Here is a 16,545-nt window from a genome sequence, read left to right as displayed (position 1 = left end):
GCCGCAGGCGACCCCGCGCGACGTGGACCGAGCCGGACGTGGCGGTCGCAACGACGGGGGACGGTCGCCGCAGGCGACTTCGCGCGACGCGGACCGAGCCTGACGTGGCGGTCGCAACGACGGGGGACGGTCGCCGCAGCCGACTTCGCGCGACGCGGACCGAGCCGGACGTGGCGGTCGCAACGACGGGGGACGGTCGCCGCAGGCGACTTCGCGCGCGGCCGATCGAGCGAAGCGAGAACGTCCGCCTGCGCGGGAGTTTCTTGTGCCCCCAGGAGGATTCGAACCTCCGCCCCTGCCTCCGGAGGGCAGTGCTCTATCCCCTGAGCTATGGGGGCCCGTGGGTGACACCAACCGTAGCAGGTCCCGCGAGCGGCTCCCGACAGCGCGTGTCGCGTCCGTGTCGCGACGACCGTCGGACGGGAGGCACGGCGCCGGCCTGCACCGCGCCTCCCGTCCGGTGCGGGGTGGCGTCAGCCGGCCGGGCTGGCGGACGCGGACGGCTGCAGCACGGCGCGTACCGCGTCCACCACGGGCTGCGCCCCGCCCGGCTCGGTGTAGAGCGTCGATTCGGTGGTGACCCAGTACGGGTCGGGGAAGGCGTCCGCGCGGCCGACGCCGTCGTCCAGGGCGTAGTACCCCTCGACGCGGTAGGTCGGGACGGAGCCGCCGCGCTCGTAGAGCGCGTCCTTCAACGTCGTGAGCGACTTCTCAGGCAGGTGCGCGACGGCGAGCGTGATCGTCGTCGACGGGTCGTCGGTGGCGACGAGGCGGCAGACCCGACCACGCTGGTGCGCGATCGTCGCGGCCGGCGTGCCCTTCGCGGGTGTCCACGTCGTGTCCTGCTCGAAGGTCGTCCCGTAGACCGCGAGGGCGCTCGAGGGCAGCAGCTCGGCGCACGTCTGCCGCACGGCGGTGCCGATCGGGGTCGCGCTCGCGCTCGGGGCCGTGTCGTCGGAACCGCCCGTGCAGCCGGTCAGGGCGACGGACGCGGACACGGTGAGCAGGGCGACGGTGATCGCCCGGGCACGGCTGCGGGTGGTCATCCCGACATGATGGTCCATCGGCCGGGAGGCACCTGGACGTCCCGGTAGACTCGACCCTCGTGACTCCTGCCGAACTCTCCGCCGCGTACCTGTCGATCCTGACCGGGATCGTCGAGCGACGAGGCGCGTCCGACACCGTGACGATCGGGGAGTCCCACGTGGCCCTCGAGCGGCCGAAGAACCGTGCGCACGGCGACTGGGCGTCGAACGCGGCGATGCAGCTCGCGAAGCGCCTCGGCACGAACCCGCGCGAGCTCGCGACCGAGATAGCCGGCGAGCTGACCGAGCTCGACGGTGTCGCCTCGGTCGACGTCGCCGGTCCCGGCTTCATCAACATCACGCTCGAGGCCGCCGCAGCCGGCGAGATCGCCCGCACGATCGTCGACCAGGGGGTCGCGTTCGGGCACGGTGACCTGTACGAGGGCGTGTCGATCGACCTCGAGTTCGTCTCCGCCAACCCGACCGGCCCGATCCACATGGGCGGCGTCCGCTGGGCTGCCGTCGGTGACTCGCTCGCCCGCGTGTTCGAGGCGCAGGGCGGCCTCGTCACGCGCGAGTACTACTTCAACGACCACGGCGCGCAGATCGACCGCTTCGCCCGGTCGCTCGTCGCCTCGGCGCTGGGGGAGCCCACGCCGGACGACGGCTACGGCGGTGCGTACATCGGCGAGATCGCGGCGCGCGTCATCGCGACCCTGCCCGCGGGCACCGACGTCCGTGACCTGCCGCGCGACGAGGCGCAGGAAGTCTTCCGCCGCGAGGGCGTCGAGTTCATGTTCGCCGACATCAAGTCGTCGCTGCACGACTTCGGGGTCGACTTCGACGTGTACTTCCACGAGAACTCGTTGCACGAGTCGAAGGCCGTCGAGCGTGCCATCGAGCGGCTGCAGTCCCTCGGTAAGATGTACGAGGCCGACGGTGCGCTCTGGCTCCGCACGACCGACTTCGGCGACGACCGCGACCGTGTCGTGATCAAGTCCGACGGGCAGCCGGCGTACATCGCGGGCGACCTGGCGTACTACCTCGACAAGCGCGAGCGCGGGTTCGAGCGGAACCTCATCATGCTCGGTGCGGACCACCACGGCTACGTCGGTCGGATGATGGCCATGTGCGCCGCGTTCGGCGACGAGCCGGGCAAGAACCTCGAGATCCTCATCGGCCAGATGGTGAACCTGCTCAAGGACGGCCAGCCGTTCCGCATGTCGAAGCGCAACGGCACGATCGTGTCGATGGAGGACCTCGTCGACGCCGTGGGTGTCGATGCCGGCCGCTACGCGCTCGTGCGGTTCGCGAGCGACACGTCGATCGACATCGACCTCGACCTGCTGACGAAGCGGACCAACGACAACCCGGTCTTCTACGTGCAGTACGCCCACGCCCGCACGCAGTCCGTCGCCCGCAACGCCGCCTCGGCCGGGGTCGACCGTTCGGCGTTCGACGCGTCGCTGCTCACCCACGAGACCGAGGGCGCCCTGCTGGGGGCCCTCGCCGAGTACCCGCGCGTCGTGCGGCAGGCGGCCGAGCTCCGTGAGCCGCACCGCATCGCGCGGTACATCGAGCAGCTCGCCGGGCTCTACCACCGCTGGTACGACGCCTGCCGCGTGACGCCGCTCGGCGACGAGGCCGTGACGGACCTGCACCGCACGCGCCTCTGGCTGAACGACGCGACCGGCCAGGTCGTCCGCAACGGTCTCGGCCTCCTCGGGGTGAGCGCGCCCGAGCGCATGTAGCGCCGTCGCCCTGGGCTGCGCTGCCTCGCCGGCGCCCGGCGCGGCGCTGCCGTGCCGGCGCCCGGCGCGGCGCGAGCACGCCTCGCCGGTGGAGCCGCGGGCGGTCCCGCTGGTCCCGCCTGGCCCGCCTGGCCCGCCTGGCCCGCCGGGCTGTTCCGGGCGTACCAGGCGGTTCCGAGCGTACCGGGGGGGGTTCCGGAGCACCAGGTACGCCCGAAACCACCGACCATCGCGACGGTCATGGGAAGGAACGGGCGGACGGGAGGCGCAGGGCGGCCCCGCCACGCGCCTCCCGGCCGAAGACGGTTGCGCCCCACGCCCATCCGGCGCACGCGCGCGTCCGCGCCGTCGCGCCGACCGGGCGCAACCGCGCCGTCGCGCCGACCGGGCGCAACCGCGCCTCCCAGGCGGGCTGCCGGGGGAGCCTGGCAGGGTGGGAGTCATGTCCGCAGCCACCGAGCCCACCCGGAAGCGCCGTCGCTGGCCCGTCGTCCTCGTCGTCCTGGTGCTCGTGCTCGCCGCACTCGTGGTCGTCGCGGAGTTCGTCCTCCGCGGCGTCGTGGACCGGATCATCGCCGACCAGGTCGAGCAGTCCCTGCCCGAGGGTGCCACCGGCGAGGTGACCGCCCACGCCGACGGCATCGTCATCCCGCAGCTGCTCGCCGGCACGCTCGACCGCGTCGACATCACGTCGGACCGCCTGACGGTCGACGGCATCCCGCTCGCAGCGGACGTCACGGCGCACGACGTCCCCGTCGACGGCGTGGGTGACGTGCACGACGTCGACGGTCACGTCACGCTCGCCGCCTCGAGTGTCAAGGACCTCGCGAAGTACAGCCCGCTCTTCGACCGGCTGCGGCTCGTGGACGACGGCGTCGAGCTGTCGGGCTCCACCGCGGTGCTCGGCTTCGACATCACGTACGCGGCGACGGGCGACGTCGTGACGCAGCGCGACGGCCGTGGCGTGACGATCACCCCGCAGAACGTGCGGATCACGAACTCCGCCCTGGGCCTCGAGGTCGACTCGATCCCCGGGGTCACGAACGTCCCCGTCCGGGTCTGCACCGCGCAGTTCCTGCCCGAGCAGCTGCGCATCCGGTCGCTGGACATCAGCGCGGAGCAGGCGACCGTGCGGGTCACCGCCGAGTCGCTGCCGCTCACCGAGCAGGGCCTCCGCACGGTCGGCCGCTGCGACTGAGGGGCAGCAGCTCCGACCGACGGTCGGCGTAACACCGGACGGGAGGGTCGGCCGGGCTCGGTAGGATCGGGTCCCGTGAGCGCGAACCCCCTTGCCCCGCCGCGGCTGCGGTTCCCGGCCGACGCGTCCGCCCTGACCGCGCGGATCTGGCCGGCCTCCGCGACGCGCACCGACGACGGCGAACTGGTCGTCGGCGGGATCACCGCGTCCGACCTCGTCGCGCAGTTCGGCTCGCCGCTCTACGTGGTCGACGAACACGACGTGCAGGCGCGCGCAGCGCGGGTGCGCACCGCATTCACCGAGGCGTTCGGACGCATCGGCACCCGCGCCCACGTCTACTACGCGGCGAAGGCGTTCCTCACGACCCAGGTCGCCGCGTGGATGGCCGAGGCCGGTCTGCGGATCGACGTGTGCACCGCGGGCGAGCTCGCGGTGGCGCTGGCCGGGGGAGCGGACCCCGCGCTCCTCGGGTTCCACGGCAACGACAAGTCCGACGCCGAGATCGCCCGGGCGGTCGAGGTGGGCCTCGGCACGATCGTCCTCGACAGCCACGAGGAGATCGGGCGCGTCGCCCGTGCGGCCGCCGACGCGGGCACCGTGCAGCGCGTCCGCATCCGGATCAACAGCGGCGTGCACGCCTCCACCCACGAGTACCTCGCCACGGCGCGGGAGGACCAGAAGTTCGGCATCCCCCTCACCGAAGCAGCCGAGGCCGCCGCCGCCGTCCGCGCGGAGCCGTCGCTCGCGTTCGTCGGGCTGCACTCGCACATCGGTTCGCAGATCTTCGACGAGTCCGGCTTCCGCGAGGCCGCCCGCCGCCTGATGGACGTGCACGCGGAACTCGTGGCGTCCGGTCCGGTGCCGGAGCTCAACCTCGGCGGGGGCTGGGGCATCGACTACACCGAGGCTGACGAAGCGTTCGCGCCGGAGGACGTCGCCGACGCCCTCGCGACGATCGTGGCCGATGCCTGCGCAGAACGCGGCATCCCGGTCCCCGAGATCGCGGTCGAGCCCGGCCGGTACATCGTCGGTCCCGCCGGGCTGACGCTCTACCGGGTGGGCACGATCAAGCCCGTGACGCTCGAGACCGACGACGGCTCGTCGGCGACCCGGACGTACGTCTCGGTCGACGGCGGCATGAGCGACAACCCGCGGCCGGCCCTGTACGGAGCCGACTACACGGCGCGGCTCGCCCGGGCCTCCGACGCCCCGGCGGTGCTCACCCGGGTCGTCGGCAAGCACTGTGAGTCGGGCGACATCGTGGTCAACGACGACTACCTGCCGGGTGACGTGCACCGGGGTGACCTGCTCGCCGTCGCCGCCACCGGTGCGTACTGCTGGTCGCTCGCCAGCAACTACAACCACGTCGGACGCCCGCCGGTCGTCGCGGTCGCGGACGGCGCAGCCCGTATCCTCGTCCGTGGCGAGTCGATCGACGACCTGCTCGCCCGCGACACGGGGGTCGTCGCCGGCTCCGGCCGCTGACCCCGACCGACCGGGCTGACGCTCGACCCACAGGAATGCGCACCACATGATCGAATACCGCAACGTCCGCGTCGCGCTGCTCGGAGCCGGCTCCGTCGGTTCCCAGGTGGCGCGCCTGCTCCTCGAGCACGGCGACGAGCTGGCGTCACGGGCCGGTGCCGGCCTCGAGCTCGTCGGCATCGCGGTGCGGGACCTCGGAGCGCCGCGTGACGTGGACCTGCCGAAGGAGCTCTTCACGACCGACGCGCAGTCGCTGATCCTCGGCGCGGACATCGTCGTCGAGCTCATCGGCGGCATCGAGCCGGCGCGCACCCTGGTGCTGCAGGCGCTGCAGTCCGGCGCGGACGTCGTCACCGGCAACAAGGCGCTCCTCGCGACGCACGGTCCCGAGCTCTTCGCTGCCGCCGAGCAGGTCGGTGCACAGCTCTACTACGAGGCTGCCGTCGCCGGGGCGATCCCGATCATCCGGCCGCTGCACGACTCGCTCGCGGGTGACCGCATCGAGCGCATCATGGGCATCGTCAACGGCACGACGAACTTCATCCTCGACCTGATGGACCGCGAGGGCTCGACCTTCGAGGCTGCTCTCGCCACCGCGACCGAGCTCGGGTACGCCGAGGCCGACCCGACCGCCGACGTCGAGGGCTACGACGCCGCGCAGAAGGCCGCGATCCTGGCCTCCCTCGCGTTCCACACCTCGGTGCCGCTCGCCGCCGTGCACCGCGAGGGCATCACCGCCGTCACGATCGAGCAGGTCCGCGCCGCGCGCAAGGCCGGCTACGTCGTGAAGATCCTGGCCACCGCCGAGCGCCTGACGGACGAGTCCGGCGTCGAGGGCGTCAGCGCCCGTGTCTACCCGGCGCTCGTCCCGGAGTCGCACCCCCTCGCGAGCGTGCACGGCGCGAAGAACGCCGTGTTCGTCGAGGCCGAGGCCGCTGGCGACCTCATGTTCTACGGTGCCGGTGCCGGCGGTGTCGAGACCGCGTCCGCCGTGCTCGGCGACCTGGTGTCGGCGGCCCGCCGTCACGTCATCGGGGGCCCGGGCATCGCGGAGTCGACCCAGTCGGCACTGCCCGTCTTCCCGATCGGCACCGTCCGCACGCGTTACCAGATCACGCTGCACGTCGCCGACGCCCCGGGCGTGCTGTCGACCGTCGCCGGCGTCCTGGCGAAGCACGGCGTCAGCGTCGAGACCGTCGAGCAGACCGCCGCCACCGACCCGGGCGACGGCACTGCCGGCACCGCGAACCTCGTCATCGGCACGCACCTCGCCCGCGAGTCCGACCTGGCCGCCACGGTCGTCGCGCTCCGGAACGAGGACGTCGTCGTCGAGATCACCAGCGTCCTGCGGGTCGTCGGGGCCTGAGCCCCGCACCGTCCGCACCCGACTGCACAACACCGAACAAGGAGAGCCTGATGGCCCACCAGTGGCAGGGAGTCCTGCGCGAGTACGCCGACCGCCTCGACGTCACCGAGGCGACGCCCGTCGTCACCCTCGGCGAGGGCGGGACCCCGCTCATCCCGGCCCGTCGGCTGTCCGAGCGCACCGGCGCCGACGTGTACGTGAAGTTCGAGGGGATGAACCCGACCGGGTCCTTCAAGGACCGCGGCATGACGATGGCGATCTCGAAGGCCGTCGAGCACGGTGCGAAGGCCGTCATCTGCGCGTCGACCGGCAACACCAGCGCCTCGGCCGCCGCGTACGCCACGCACGCCGGCATCACCGCCGCGGTGCTCGTGCCCGAGGGCAAGATCGCGATGGGCAAGCTCAGCCAGGCCGTGGCGCACGACGCCCAGCTGCTGCAGGTGCAGGGCAACTTCGACGACTGCCTCGACATCGCCCGCGACCTTGCCGCCAACTACCCGGTGCACCTGGTCAACTCGGTCAACAACGACCGCATCGAGGGCCAGAAGACGGCCGCGTTCGAGGTCGTCGACGTGCTGGGCGACGCCCCGGACTTCCACTTCCTGCCGGTCGGCAACGCGGGTAACTACACGGCGTACTCCCGCGGCTACCGCGAGGACGTCGCCGCCGGCCGCTCGACGAGGATGCCGCGCATGTTCGGGTTCCAGGCCGCCGGCTCGGCGCCGATCGTCTCCGGCGAGGTAGTCCGTCACCCGGACACCATCGCCTCCGCCATCCGCATCGGCAACCCGGCGTCGTGGCAGTACGCGCTCGAGGCACGCGACGAGACCGACGGCTACTTCGGTGCGATCACCGACGAGGGGATCCTCGCCGCGCACCGCATCCTGTCCGCCGAGGTCGGCGTGTTCGTCGAGCCCGCGTCGGCGATCGGCGTCGCGGGGCTGCTCGAGCGCGCGGACGCCGGTGTCGTGCCGCAGGGTGCGAAGGTCGTCATCACGGTGACGGGCCACGGCCTGAAGGACCCGCAGTGGGCCCTCCGCACCGAGGACGGCGGCGAGGTCGCCCCGACGAGCGTCCCGGTCGACACGAAGTCGGTCGCCGAGGTGCTCGGACTGGTCGGCCCCGCGTGAGCGTCGACCGCTCGTCCGGACCGGGGGAGGGCGTGACCGCCCGCAGTGCTGTACCGGCCGGACGGGCGGTCCGTGTACGGGTCCCGGCGACCTCCGCGAACCTGGGCCCCGGGTTCGACTCGCTCGGTCTGGCGCTGTCGGTCTACGACGAGGTTGTCGTCCGCGTCCGTCCGGAGCCCGGTGCGACCGTGACCGTCGAGGGCGTCGGCGCCGGCGAGGTCGCCACCGACGAGTCGAACCTCGTGGTGCAGGCCGTCCGACGTGGCCTCGAGCACGCCGGTGTGGAGCAGCCCGGGCTCGAGCTGCACGCCGTGAACGCGATCGCGCACGGCCGTGGCATGGGCTCGTCGGCCGCGGCGATCGTCGCCGGGCTGATGGCGGCCCGCGGCCTGCTCCAGGGGGTCGTCGACCTCGACGCGTCGACGCTGCTCACCCTGGCGACCGAGATGGAGGGCCACCCCGACAACGTCGCACCGGCGCTGTTCGGCGGCCTGACGATCGCGTGGATGACGGCCGAGGGCCCTGCGGTCAAGCGACTGCTCGTGCACCGTGGTGTCTCGCCCGTGGTCTTCGTGCCGACGTCGACCCTGTCGACGAAGCTCGCGCGGTCCCTGCAGCCCGCGAGCGTGCCGCACGAGGACGCCGCGTTCAACGTGTCGCGCTCGGCGCTGCTCGTCGCGGCGCTCATCCAGAGCCCGGAGCTGCTGCTGGCCGCCACCGAGGACCGCCTGCACCAGTCGTACCGTGCGAGCGCCATGCCGGAGACCGACGCCCTCATCGGCTTGCTGCGACAGCACGGGCTCGCCGCGGTCGTGTCGGGTGCCGGCCCGAGCCTGCTCGTGCTCGGGAGCGACCCGTCGCAGCGTCTCACCGCGGCCGACCTGGTCGCTCGACACGCGCAGTCCGACTGGCGGGCGCTCATGCTGGCCGTCGACCTCGGTGGTGCTACAGTGGTGCCGCACTCGGCGCTCGAAGCCGATCCAGCGTAGGCGCGAGGACTGATCCGCACCGGATCCATCCGCGCTGGCGCAGGGTCCGGTGCGCGGGGGCACTCTCTTTCAGATCACCGAATCCCGGTCCGTCGTCTGAACGGCGGTCGAAGCGCACCCTTGCGCCGGGACGGTGGAAACTCTCCGCGTTCTGCGGTTCGAAAGGAAACACCGACCTTGACGAACGTCAACGACTCCACCCAGGTGGAGATCCCCAGCGACCTGCGCGCACTCCGCCTGCCGGAGCTCCAGCGCATCGCCTCCTCCCTCGGCATCACCGGGCTCTCGAAGCTCCGCAAGGGCGACCTCATCGCGTCGATCGAGGACAAGCGTCCCGCCGTCGACACCGACGAGCCCGCGGCGGAGCAGGGCGCGTCGGCGGAGCAGCCGACGTTGGCCGCCCCGACGACCTCGCCGGCCGCCGACGAGGCGTCCGAGCAGTCCCCTGCCGAGCCGGCGGCCGCCGAGCAGCCGGCTGCCGCGCAGGCCGACGGCCAGCAGACCGACGGCCAGCAGGTCGACGGCGAGCAGCCGAGTGCCGGACAGCGCGGTCGTCGGTCGCGCCGTGCCTCCTCGAGCGGCACCGTGAACGCCGGTCCGACCTCGGCCGCCGAGCACACGAACCACGGGCACACCGGCACCGAGGACCTGCTCGCGGGGCTCGACCAGGTGCGTGCGGAGAAGGACGCCGAGGAGGCCGCACAGGCCGGTCGCCGTCGCGGTCGTCGCGGTGGCCAGGACACGGCACAGCAGGCCCAGCAGGACGAGCCGCAGCAGGACGCCGGCCAGGAGGCGCGCGGTGCCTCGACGGAGCAGCCCACGTCCGCCCCGGAGCAGGACGACCAGGCGGACCAGCAGGGCGAGAGCGGTTCGCGCCGTGGTCGTCGCAGCCGGGGTCGCGGTCGTGGCCGCGGGCAGAACGCCGAGGGCGCCGAGCAGCAGAGCGGCGACCAGCAGGGCGGCCAGCAGAACGGTCAGCAGCAGAAGCAGGGTGGCAAGCAGGACGAGCAGAAGTCCGGCGACGCGAAGCAGGACGACCGTCAGCAGAAGCAGAACGGCCAGCAGCAGAACGGCCAGCAGAAGCAGAACGGCCAGCAGCAGCACGCCGACGAGGCCGAGACCGGCCGCGGGCGCCGCCAGCGCGACCGCAAGCGCGGCCGCGGTGGTCAGAACGACGAGTTCGAGCCGGAGATCACCGAGGACGACGTCCTCATCCCGATCGCGGGCATCCTCGACGTCCTCGACAACTACGCGTTCGTCCGCACGACCGGGTACCTGCCGGGTCCGAGCGACGTGTACGTGTCGCTCGGCCAGGTGAAGAAGTACCACCTGCGCAAGGGCGACGCGGTGGTCGGCGCGATCAAGCAGCCGCGGGACAACGAGCAGCAGAGCCGCCAGAAGTACAACGCGCTCGTCAAGGTCGACACCGTCAACGGGCAGACCGCGGACGAGGCAGCGGCACGCGTCGACTTCCAGGACCTCACGCCGCTGTACCCGAACGAGCGCCTCCGTCTCGAGACCGAGCCGCAGAAGCTCTCGACGCGCATCATCGACCTCGTCGCACCGATCGGCAAGGGTCAGCGCGGTCTCATCGTCTCGCCGCCGAAGGCCGGCAAGACCGTCGTCCTGCAGGCCATCGCGAACGCGATCGCGAAGAACAACCCCGAGGCGCACCTCATGGTCGTCCTCGTGGACGAGCGGCCCGAAGAGGTCACCGACATGCAGCGCTCGGTGAAGGGCGAGGTCATCGCCTCGACCTTCGACCGTCCCGCCGAGGACCACACCACAGTCGCCGAGCTCGCCATCGAGCGCGCGAAGCGCCTGGTCGAGCTCGGCCACGACGTCGTCGTGCTGCTCGACTCGATCACCCGTCTCGGCCGCGCCTACAACCTCGCGACGCCGGCCTCCGGCCGCGTGCTCTCCGGCGGCGTCGACTCGGCCGCGCTCTACCCGCCGAAGCGCTTCTTCGGCGCCGCGCGCAACATCGAGGACGGCGGCTCGCTGACCATCCTGGCGACCGCGCTGGTCGAGACCGGTTCGAAGATGGACGAGGTGATCTTCGAGGAGTTCAAGGGCACCGGCAACATGGAGCTCCGCCTCAACCGGCACCTCGCCGACAAGCGGATCTTCCCGGCCGTGGACATCAACGCCTCGGGCACTCGTCGCGAGGAGCAGCTGCTCTCCGCCGACGAGGTCAAGATCACGTGGCGCCTCCGCCGTGCGCTCGCGGGCCTCGACCCGCAGCAGGCGCTCGACGTCGTCCTCCGGAACCTCAAGGAGACGCAGTCGAACGTCGAGTTCCTGGTCCAGGTGCAGAAGTCGGTCCCGACGACCGGCGGCCACCACAACGGTCACCAGGAGTAGGGCGTGTTCGAGTCGGTGTCGGGGCTGCTGGCGGAACACGAGGACCTGACGCAGCAGCTGTCGGACCCCGCGCTCCACGCCGATGCGGCCCGGGCCAAGAAGGTGAACCGGCGGTACGCCGAGCTCAGCCAGATCAAGGCCGCGTACGAGGCCTGGCAGGCGGCGGGGGACGACCTCGCCGCCGCCCAGGAGCTCGCCCGCGAGGACGAGGCCTTCGCGGACGAGGTCCCCGTGCTCGAGGAACAGCTGTCGGAGCGCCAGGAGCGTCTCCGCCGACTGCTCATCCCGCGCGACCCGGACGACGGCCGTGACGTCATCATGGAGATCAAGGGCGGCGAGGGCGGCGAGGAATCGGCGTTGTTCGCGGCCGACCTCCTGCGCATGTACTCGCACTACGCCGAGTCGAAGGGTTGGAAGGTCGAGCTCCTCGAGCGCACCGAGTCCGACCTGGGCGGCTACAAGGACGTCCAGGTGGCCATCAAGTCGAACGCGACCGACCCGTCGCAGGGCGTCTGGGCGCACCTCAAGTACGAGGGCGGCGTGCACCGCGTGCAGCGTGTGCCGGCGACCGAGTCGCAGGGCCGCATCCACACGTCGACCACGGGCGTGCTCGTCTTCCCGGAGGTCGACGAGCCCGAAGAGGTGCAGATCAACCAGAACGACCTGAAGATCGACGTGTACCGGTCGTCCGGTCCCGGCGGTCAGTCGGTCAACACGACGGACTCCGCGGTCCGCATCACCCACCTGCCCACGGGCATCACGGTGGCCATGCAGAACGAGAAGTCCCAGCTGCAGAACCGCGAGGCGGCGATGCGCGTCCTGCGTGCCCGCATCCTCGCGAAGCAGCAGGAGGAGCTCGACGCCATCGCGTCGGACGCGCGCAAGTCGCAGATCCGCGGCATGGACCGGTCGGAGCGCATCCGTACGTACAACTTCCCGGAGAACCGCATCGCGGACCACCGCACCGGGTACAAGGCGTACGACCTGGACCGCGTGATGAACGGCGCCCTCGAGCCCGTCATCCAGTCCGCGATCTCGGCGGACGAAGAGGCCCGACTGGCCGCCATCGGCGACCAGGACGCCTGATCACCGGCCCGGAGGCACGGATCACGTCCGACACGCACGGCACCTTCGCCGCGGACCGGCTCCTCAGGGAGGCGGCCGCGGCGCTCGGTGCTGTCGGCGTGCCGACGCCGCAGGTGGACGCGGAACTCCTGCTCGCCTGGGCCACGGACACCTCCCGGGGTGCCGTCCAGGCCCGGGCACTCACCGGCGGCGCGATCGCCGGCGCGCACGTGGAGCGCTTCCGGCAGGCCGTGGCGCGTCGAACGACGCGCGAGCCGCTGCAGCACATCACGGGAGAGGCGCACTTCCGGGCGCTGACCCTGTCGGTCGGTCCGGGCGTCTTCGTGCCGCGGCCCGAGACCGAGGGCGTCGTGCAGTTCGGCATCGACGCGCTCCGCGCCACCGCGGTCCCGACGCCCGTGGCGGTCGACCTCGGCTCCGGCAGCGGTGCCATCGCCATCGCGATGGACACCGAGGTGCCGAACGCCGTGGTGTACGCCGTCGAGCGGTCGCCCGAGGCGCTGCCGTGGACGCGACGCAACGTCGAAGCGCACGGCGGCACCGTGCGGCTCGTCGAGGGCGACCTCGCCGACGCCCTGCCGGAACTCGACGGTACGGTGTCCGTCGTCGTGTCGAATCCCCCGTACGTGCCCGACGACATGGTGCCGGTCGACCCCGAGGTCCGTGACCACGACCCCGCGCTCGCGCTGTACGGGGGAGCGGACGGCCTCGACGCCGTGCGCGCCCTGACCGGGACGGCCTGGCGGCTGCTCGTCCCCGGCGGCCTGCTCGTCATCGAGCACGCGGAGCAGCAGGGCGCGGGCGTGCGCGAGGTGCTCGCACGGCGGGGGTTCCGGTCCCCGGAGACGCACGTCGACCTGACGGGGCGCGACCGCACGACCACCGCGACCCGCTAGGCGGAACCGGGCAGGGCCTCCTGGCCGTCCTCCGGTCAGGCGACGGCCGTCGCTGCGGCCTGCTGTGCCGTGACGAAGGCGCGGACCGCCGCACGCAGGTCGGTGTGCTCCTCGACGAGCACCGCGTGGATGCCGACGCCGCGGGCCGCCTCGACGTTGACCGGCATGTCGTCGGCGAAGAACGTGCGCTCGGCGGGGAAGCCGTGGTGGGCGAGTGCGCGCTCGAACACCTCGGGCTCGGGCTTCCGGGCGCCGAAGTTGCTCGTCGTGTCCAGGTGCTCGCCGAACAGCGGGGGCAGCGACGGCGCCCAGCGGTGGATCCACCGTCCGGCGAGCGGCCCGTTGTTCGTGAGCAGACCGACGCGGCCGTGCTCGGCCGCGATCCGGACCGCCTCGATGCGCTCGGGCAGTTCGGTCATCGCCGCACCGCGGATGCGGGCCCAGTCGTCCTCCGGCACGTCGCACTCCACGGCCGCGGTGAACGCAGCGAGGTAGGCGTCACCGTCCGCGAAGTGCCCGGCCTCGGCCCGGGCCTCGTCGCCGCAGTCCCACCAGCGTCGACGGAGCTCGTCGAAGGTGTGCCCGGTGTACTCCGCGAGGGCCGCCATCCGGACGCGCCAGTCGTACCGGACGAGCACCTCGTCCATGTCGAAGAGGAACAGGAGTCGGGGCGCGGGCGTCTCGTTCACGATGTGACCATTGTGGCGCACTATCATCGTCGAGTCATGGCCTCCCGATACGACTGCACCGACCCCGACGGGCTCCTGACCGGGATGCGGCTCGCACGTGCCGCGCTCGGACGGGGCGAACTCGTCGTCGTCCCCACCGACACCGTGTACGGCGTCGCGGCGGACGCCTTCAGCGCGAGCGCCGTCCAGCGCCTGCTCGACGCGAAGGGCCGCACGCGGCAGTCGCCGCCCCCCGTCCTGATCCCCGGACCGCCGACGCTCGAGGCGCTCGCGACCGAGATCCCGCAGCAGGTCCGCGACCTCGTCGACGAGTTCTGGCCGGGCGGGCTCACCGTGATCCTCCGTGCGCAGCCGTCGCTCGACTGGGACCTGGGGGAGACCCGGGGGACCGTCGCCCTGCGCATGCCCGACTCGCGGATCGCGCTCGAACTCCTGCAGGAGGTCGGACCGCTGGCGGTGTCGTCCGCGAACTCGACCGGAGACCCCGCCGCGATGGACGTCGACCGGGCCGAGTCGATGCTCGGCGACAGCGTGTCGGTGTACCTCGACGGTGGCCCGCTCGCGCTGCACGACGGGTTCGCGGCCTCGACGGGCTCCACGATCGTCGACGCCACGGGGCTGTCCACGGGCGGGAAGCTCACGATCGTCCGGCACGGGGTGATCGCCGACGAGGACATCGTCCGGGTCGTCGGAGCCGACCTCGTCACGTGAAGTACTACCTGCTCGCGGGGGCCATCGCGGCCGTCGTGAGCTTCGTGTGCAGCTGGGCCGTGTGGAAGCTCGGACTGCGGTACGGCTGGTACCCGAAGGTCCGTGAGCGCGACGTGCACCGGACGCCCACCCCGCGGCTCGGCGGCATCGCCATGTACCTCGGCGTGATCGTGTCGCTGCTCGCGGCGTGGTTCCTGTTCCCGTCCATCGCGGGGACCGACTACTTCCGGTTGGTGTTCTCGGAGCCGGGGCGCGTGATCGCGGTGCTCGCGGGCGCGACCATCATCGTGGTGCTCGGGGTCGTCGACGACATCTGGGACCTCGACTGGATGACGAAGCTCGCGGGGCAGATCATCGCTGCCGGCATCCTCGCGTGGCAGGGCGTGGCGATCGTGTCACTGCCGATCGGCAACACGCTCGGTGTCGGCTCGTCCTACATGAGCCTGATCTTCACCGTGCTCGCAGTGGTGCTCGTGATGAACGCCGTGAACTTCATCGACGGTCTCGACGGGCTGGTCGCCGGCGTCGCGATCATCGCCGGGGGCGTCTTCTTCCTGTACACCTTCTTCATCAACCGCGTGGTCGTGCAGACGGAGTTCTTCTTCAACCTGCCGTCGCTGCTGACAGCGGTGCTCGTGGGCGCCTGCTGCGGGTTCCTCGTCCTCAACTGGCACCCGGCGAAGCTCTTCATGGGCGACGCGGGGGCGCTGCTCGTGGGGTTCCTGATGGCCACGAGCGCGGTCTCGGTGACGGGCAACATCGACCCCGCGGTGATCCAGACCCGTCAGGCCCTGCTGCCGGCGTTCATCCCGATCCTGCTGCCGTTCGCGATCCTGATCGTGCCGATCCTCGACTTCGGCCTCGCCGTGACCCGCCGCCTGAGCGCGGGCAAGTCGCCGTTCTCGGCCGACCGGAAGCACCTGCACCACCGCCTGCTCGACATGGGCCACTCGCACTTCCACGCGGTGCTCATCTTCTACGCGTGGACGGCGACGGTCGCCTTCGGCTGCCTGCTGTTCCTGTTCGTGGAGTGGTACTGGGTCGTGACGTTCGTCGCCGTGGGCTTCACCGTGTGCGCGGTCGCGACCTTCGCCCCGCTCGGCCGCAAGCGCGCGGAGTTCGTCGCGCAGGCCGCCACCCGCTCGAACAGCGTGGTCGACGCCAGCCTCGACCCGCTCGACCGTGCCGCCAACGACCGCTCGATCCCTGGAGACCCCTCGTGACCGCACCGAACGCCCTCGACCACGTCCGGCCGGTCTTCCGCCGGATCCTCCTCTGGGCAGCCGTGCTCGCCGTCGCCCTCGCCGTCGTCGGCGGAGTCGTCGGACTCGTCGTCGCGGGTACCCCCGGCCTCGTGGGCGGGCTGCTGGGGGCGGTGCTCAGCGTGGTGTTCCTCGGACTCACGGCCGTCTTCGTGCTGGTGGCCCTCCGGGTGTCGAAGGGCCAGATGATCTCGGGCGCCTTCTTCGGCATCGTGATGGGCACCTGGATCCTCAAGTTCGTGCTGTTCCTGGTCGTCCTCGTCGCGCTGCGTGACCGCACCTGGGTGGACTTCCCGGTGCTCGCCGTGGTGATCATCGCGGGCGTCGTCGGATCGCTCGTGATCGACGTCGTCGCCGTCGCCAAGGCCCGCATCCCGATCGGGGTGAGCCTGCCCGGCGACGTCGCGCGCGCCGGCCGTGACGCCGCTGCCGAAGGGTCGCGATCCGCGTCGGGCGGCTCCGCCGACGCTGGGAGCGACACCCCCCGCCCCTGAGAGCCCGAGAAGCCTCTCGCACCTGATAGGCTTCTCGAAGTCCGCGTCCGGAGCCTCGCTCGGAGCGGACGAGCCTCCACAAAGTCCACCATCGCGTGC

14 protein-coding genes and 1 tRNA gene are annotated in these 16,545 nt (G+C 71.9%); 12 read left to right on the top strand and 3 right to left on the bottom strand.

From position 1 onward, the window contains the following. Positions 1 to 266: 266 nt before the first annotated feature. Together DEJ22_RS08705 and DEJ22_RS08700 are read right to left on the bottom strand one after the other, a co-directional pair. Positions 267 to 338: transfer RNA gene (locus DEJ22_RS08705), tRNA-Arg, on the bottom strand. Between the two features lie 135 nt (positions 339 to 473). Then, entirely contained in the window at positions 474 to 1,046 is a 573-nt protein-coding gene (locus tag DEJ22_RS08700) for a hypothetical protein (RefSeq protein ID WP_111226191.1), read from the bottom strand. Positions 1,047 to 1,105: 59 nt separating this feature from the next. On the opposite strand from DEJ22_RS08700, the gene argS reads away from it, so the two are divergent. The 9 genes from argS (at position 1,106) to prmC (ending at position 13,290) form a co-directional block, all read left to right on the top strand. Then, positions 1,106 to 2,776 carry an arginine--tRNA ligase gene (argS, locus tag DEJ22_RS08695; RefSeq protein ID WP_111226190.1) on the top strand — a complete coding sequence of 557 codons (1,671 nt, stop codon included), beginning with the start codon at positions 1,106 to 1,108 and terminating at the stop codon, positions 2,774 to 2,776. 442 nt (positions 2,777 to 3,218) lie between these two features. Further along, complete coding sequence (locus tag DEJ22_RS08690; protein ID WP_111226189.1) at positions 3,219 to 3,974, top strand: LmeA family phospholipid-binding protein; 756 nt, start codon at positions 3,219 to 3,221, stop codon at positions 3,972 to 3,974. A gap of 75 nt (positions 3,975 to 4,049) precedes the next feature. Then, positions 4,050 to 5,459 carry a diaminopimelate decarboxylase gene (gene lysA / locus DEJ22_RS08685; protein WP_111226188.1) on the top strand — a complete coding sequence of 470 codons (1,410 nt, stop codon included), beginning with the start codon at positions 4,050 to 4,052 and terminating at the stop codon, positions 5,457 to 5,459. 46 nt (positions 5,460 to 5,505) lie between these two features. Beyond that, on the top strand, positions 5,506 to 6,825 hold the full coding sequence (locus DEJ22_RS08680) for a homoserine dehydrogenase (protein ID WP_111226187.1): 1,320 nt from the start codon (positions 5,506 to 5,508) through the stop codon (positions 6,823 to 6,825). A 50-nt stretch (positions 6,826 to 6,875) separates the two neighbouring features. Then, positions 6,876 to 7,955: a threonine synthase gene (thrC, locus tag DEJ22_RS08675; RefSeq protein ID WP_111226186.1), complete on the top strand. Its 1,080-nt coding sequence runs from the start codon at positions 6,876 to 6,878 to the stop codon at positions 7,953 to 7,955. Positions 7,956 to 7,987: 32 nt separating this feature from the next. Beyond that, the gene (thrB, locus tag DEJ22_RS08670; RefSeq protein WP_111226439.1) at positions 7,988 to 8,944 is read left to right on the top strand and encodes a homoserine kinase; all 957 of its coding nucleotides are present in this window, start codon (positions 7,988 to 7,990) and stop codon (positions 8,942 to 8,944) included. Positions 8,945 to 9,121: 177 nt separating this feature from the next. Further along, positions 9,122 to 11,308: a transcription termination factor Rho gene (gene rho / locus DEJ22_RS08665; protein ID WP_111226185.1), complete on the top strand. Its 2,187-nt coding sequence runs from the start codon at positions 9,122 to 9,124 to the stop codon at positions 11,306 to 11,308. 3 nt (positions 11,309 to 11,311) lie between these two features. Next, entirely contained in the window at positions 11,312 to 12,394 is a 1,083-nt protein-coding gene (prfA, locus tag DEJ22_RS08660) for a peptide chain release factor 1 (protein WP_111226184.1), read from the top strand. A gap of 20 nt (positions 12,395 to 12,414) precedes the next feature. Continuing rightward, positions 12,415 to 13,290, top strand: coding sequence for a peptide chain release factor N(5)-glutamine methyltransferase (gene prmC, locus DEJ22_RS08655; RefSeq protein WP_111226438.1), 876 nt, complete (start codon positions 12,415 to 12,417; stop codon positions 13,288 to 13,290). A 35-nt stretch (positions 13,291 to 13,325) separates the two neighbouring features. Here prmC and DEJ22_RS08650 read toward each other — a convergent pair whose 3' ends face one another. Next, positions 13,326 to 13,979, bottom strand: a complete 654-nt coding sequence (locus DEJ22_RS08650; protein ID WP_181430673.1) for an HAD-IA family hydrolase — start codon at positions 13,977 to 13,979, stop codon at positions 13,326 to 13,328. Positions 13,980 to 14,015: 36 nt separating this feature from the next. On the opposite strand from DEJ22_RS08650, the gene DEJ22_RS08645 reads away from it, so the two are divergent. From DEJ22_RS08645 to DEJ22_RS08635, 3 genes are read left to right on the top strand one after another with little or no spacing between them, the layout of a single operon-like run. Further along, the gene (locus tag DEJ22_RS08645) at positions 14,016 to 14,690 is read left to right on the top strand and encodes an L-threonylcarbamoyladenylate synthase (RefSeq protein WP_111226182.1); all 675 of its coding nucleotides are present in this window, start codon (positions 14,016 to 14,018) and stop codon (positions 14,688 to 14,690) included. Further along, complete coding sequence (locus tag DEJ22_RS08640; RefSeq protein WP_111226181.1) at positions 14,687 to 15,913, top strand: MraY family glycosyltransferase; 1,227 nt, start codon at positions 14,687 to 14,689, stop codon at positions 15,911 to 15,913. Before DEJ22_RS08645 ends, DEJ22_RS08640 begins: the two co-directional genes overlap by 4 nt. Then, on the top strand, positions 15,910 to 16,446 hold the full coding sequence (locus DEJ22_RS08635; protein ID WP_111226180.1) for a Cg1360 family ATP-synthase-associated protein: 537 nt from the start codon (positions 15,910 to 15,912) through the stop codon (positions 16,444 to 16,446). Before DEJ22_RS08640 ends, DEJ22_RS08635 begins: the two co-directional genes overlap by 4 nt. The last annotated feature ends 99 nt before the right edge of the window (positions 16,447 to 16,545 follow it).

Origin of the sequence: Curtobacterium sp. MCSS17_007 (assembly GCF_003234175.2) — a bacterium.
GTDB lineage: Bacteria > Actinomycetota > Actinomycetes > Actinomycetales > Microbacteriaceae > Curtobacterium.
Note: the sequence above shows the minus strand (reverse complement) of the source record. Positions and strands in the feature narration are given on the sequence as shown.

What these genes read in the sequence shown, in the direction of transcription:
- DEJ22_RS08700 (WP_111226191.1), bottom strand. Translation starts at nt 1,046, where the DNA reads ATGACCACCCGCAGCCGTGCCCGGGCGATCACCGTCGCCCTGCTCACC.
- DEJ22_RS08690 (WP_111226189.1), top strand. Translation starts at nt 3,219, where the DNA reads ATGTCCGCAGCCACCGAGCCCACCCGGAAGCGCCGTCGCTGGCCCGTC.
- DEJ22_RS08680 (WP_111226187.1), top strand. Translation starts at nt 5,506, where the DNA reads ATGATCGAATACCGCAACGTCCGCGTCGCGCTGCTCGGAGCCGGCTCC.
- thrC (WP_111226186.1), top strand. Translation starts at nt 6,876, where the DNA reads ATGGCCCACCAGTGGCAGGGAGTCCTGCGCGAGTACGCCGACCGCCTC.
- DEJ22_RS08645 (WP_111226182.1), top strand. Translation starts at nt 14,016, where the DNA reads ATGGCCTCCCGATACGACTGCACCGACCCCGACGGGCTCCTGACCGGG.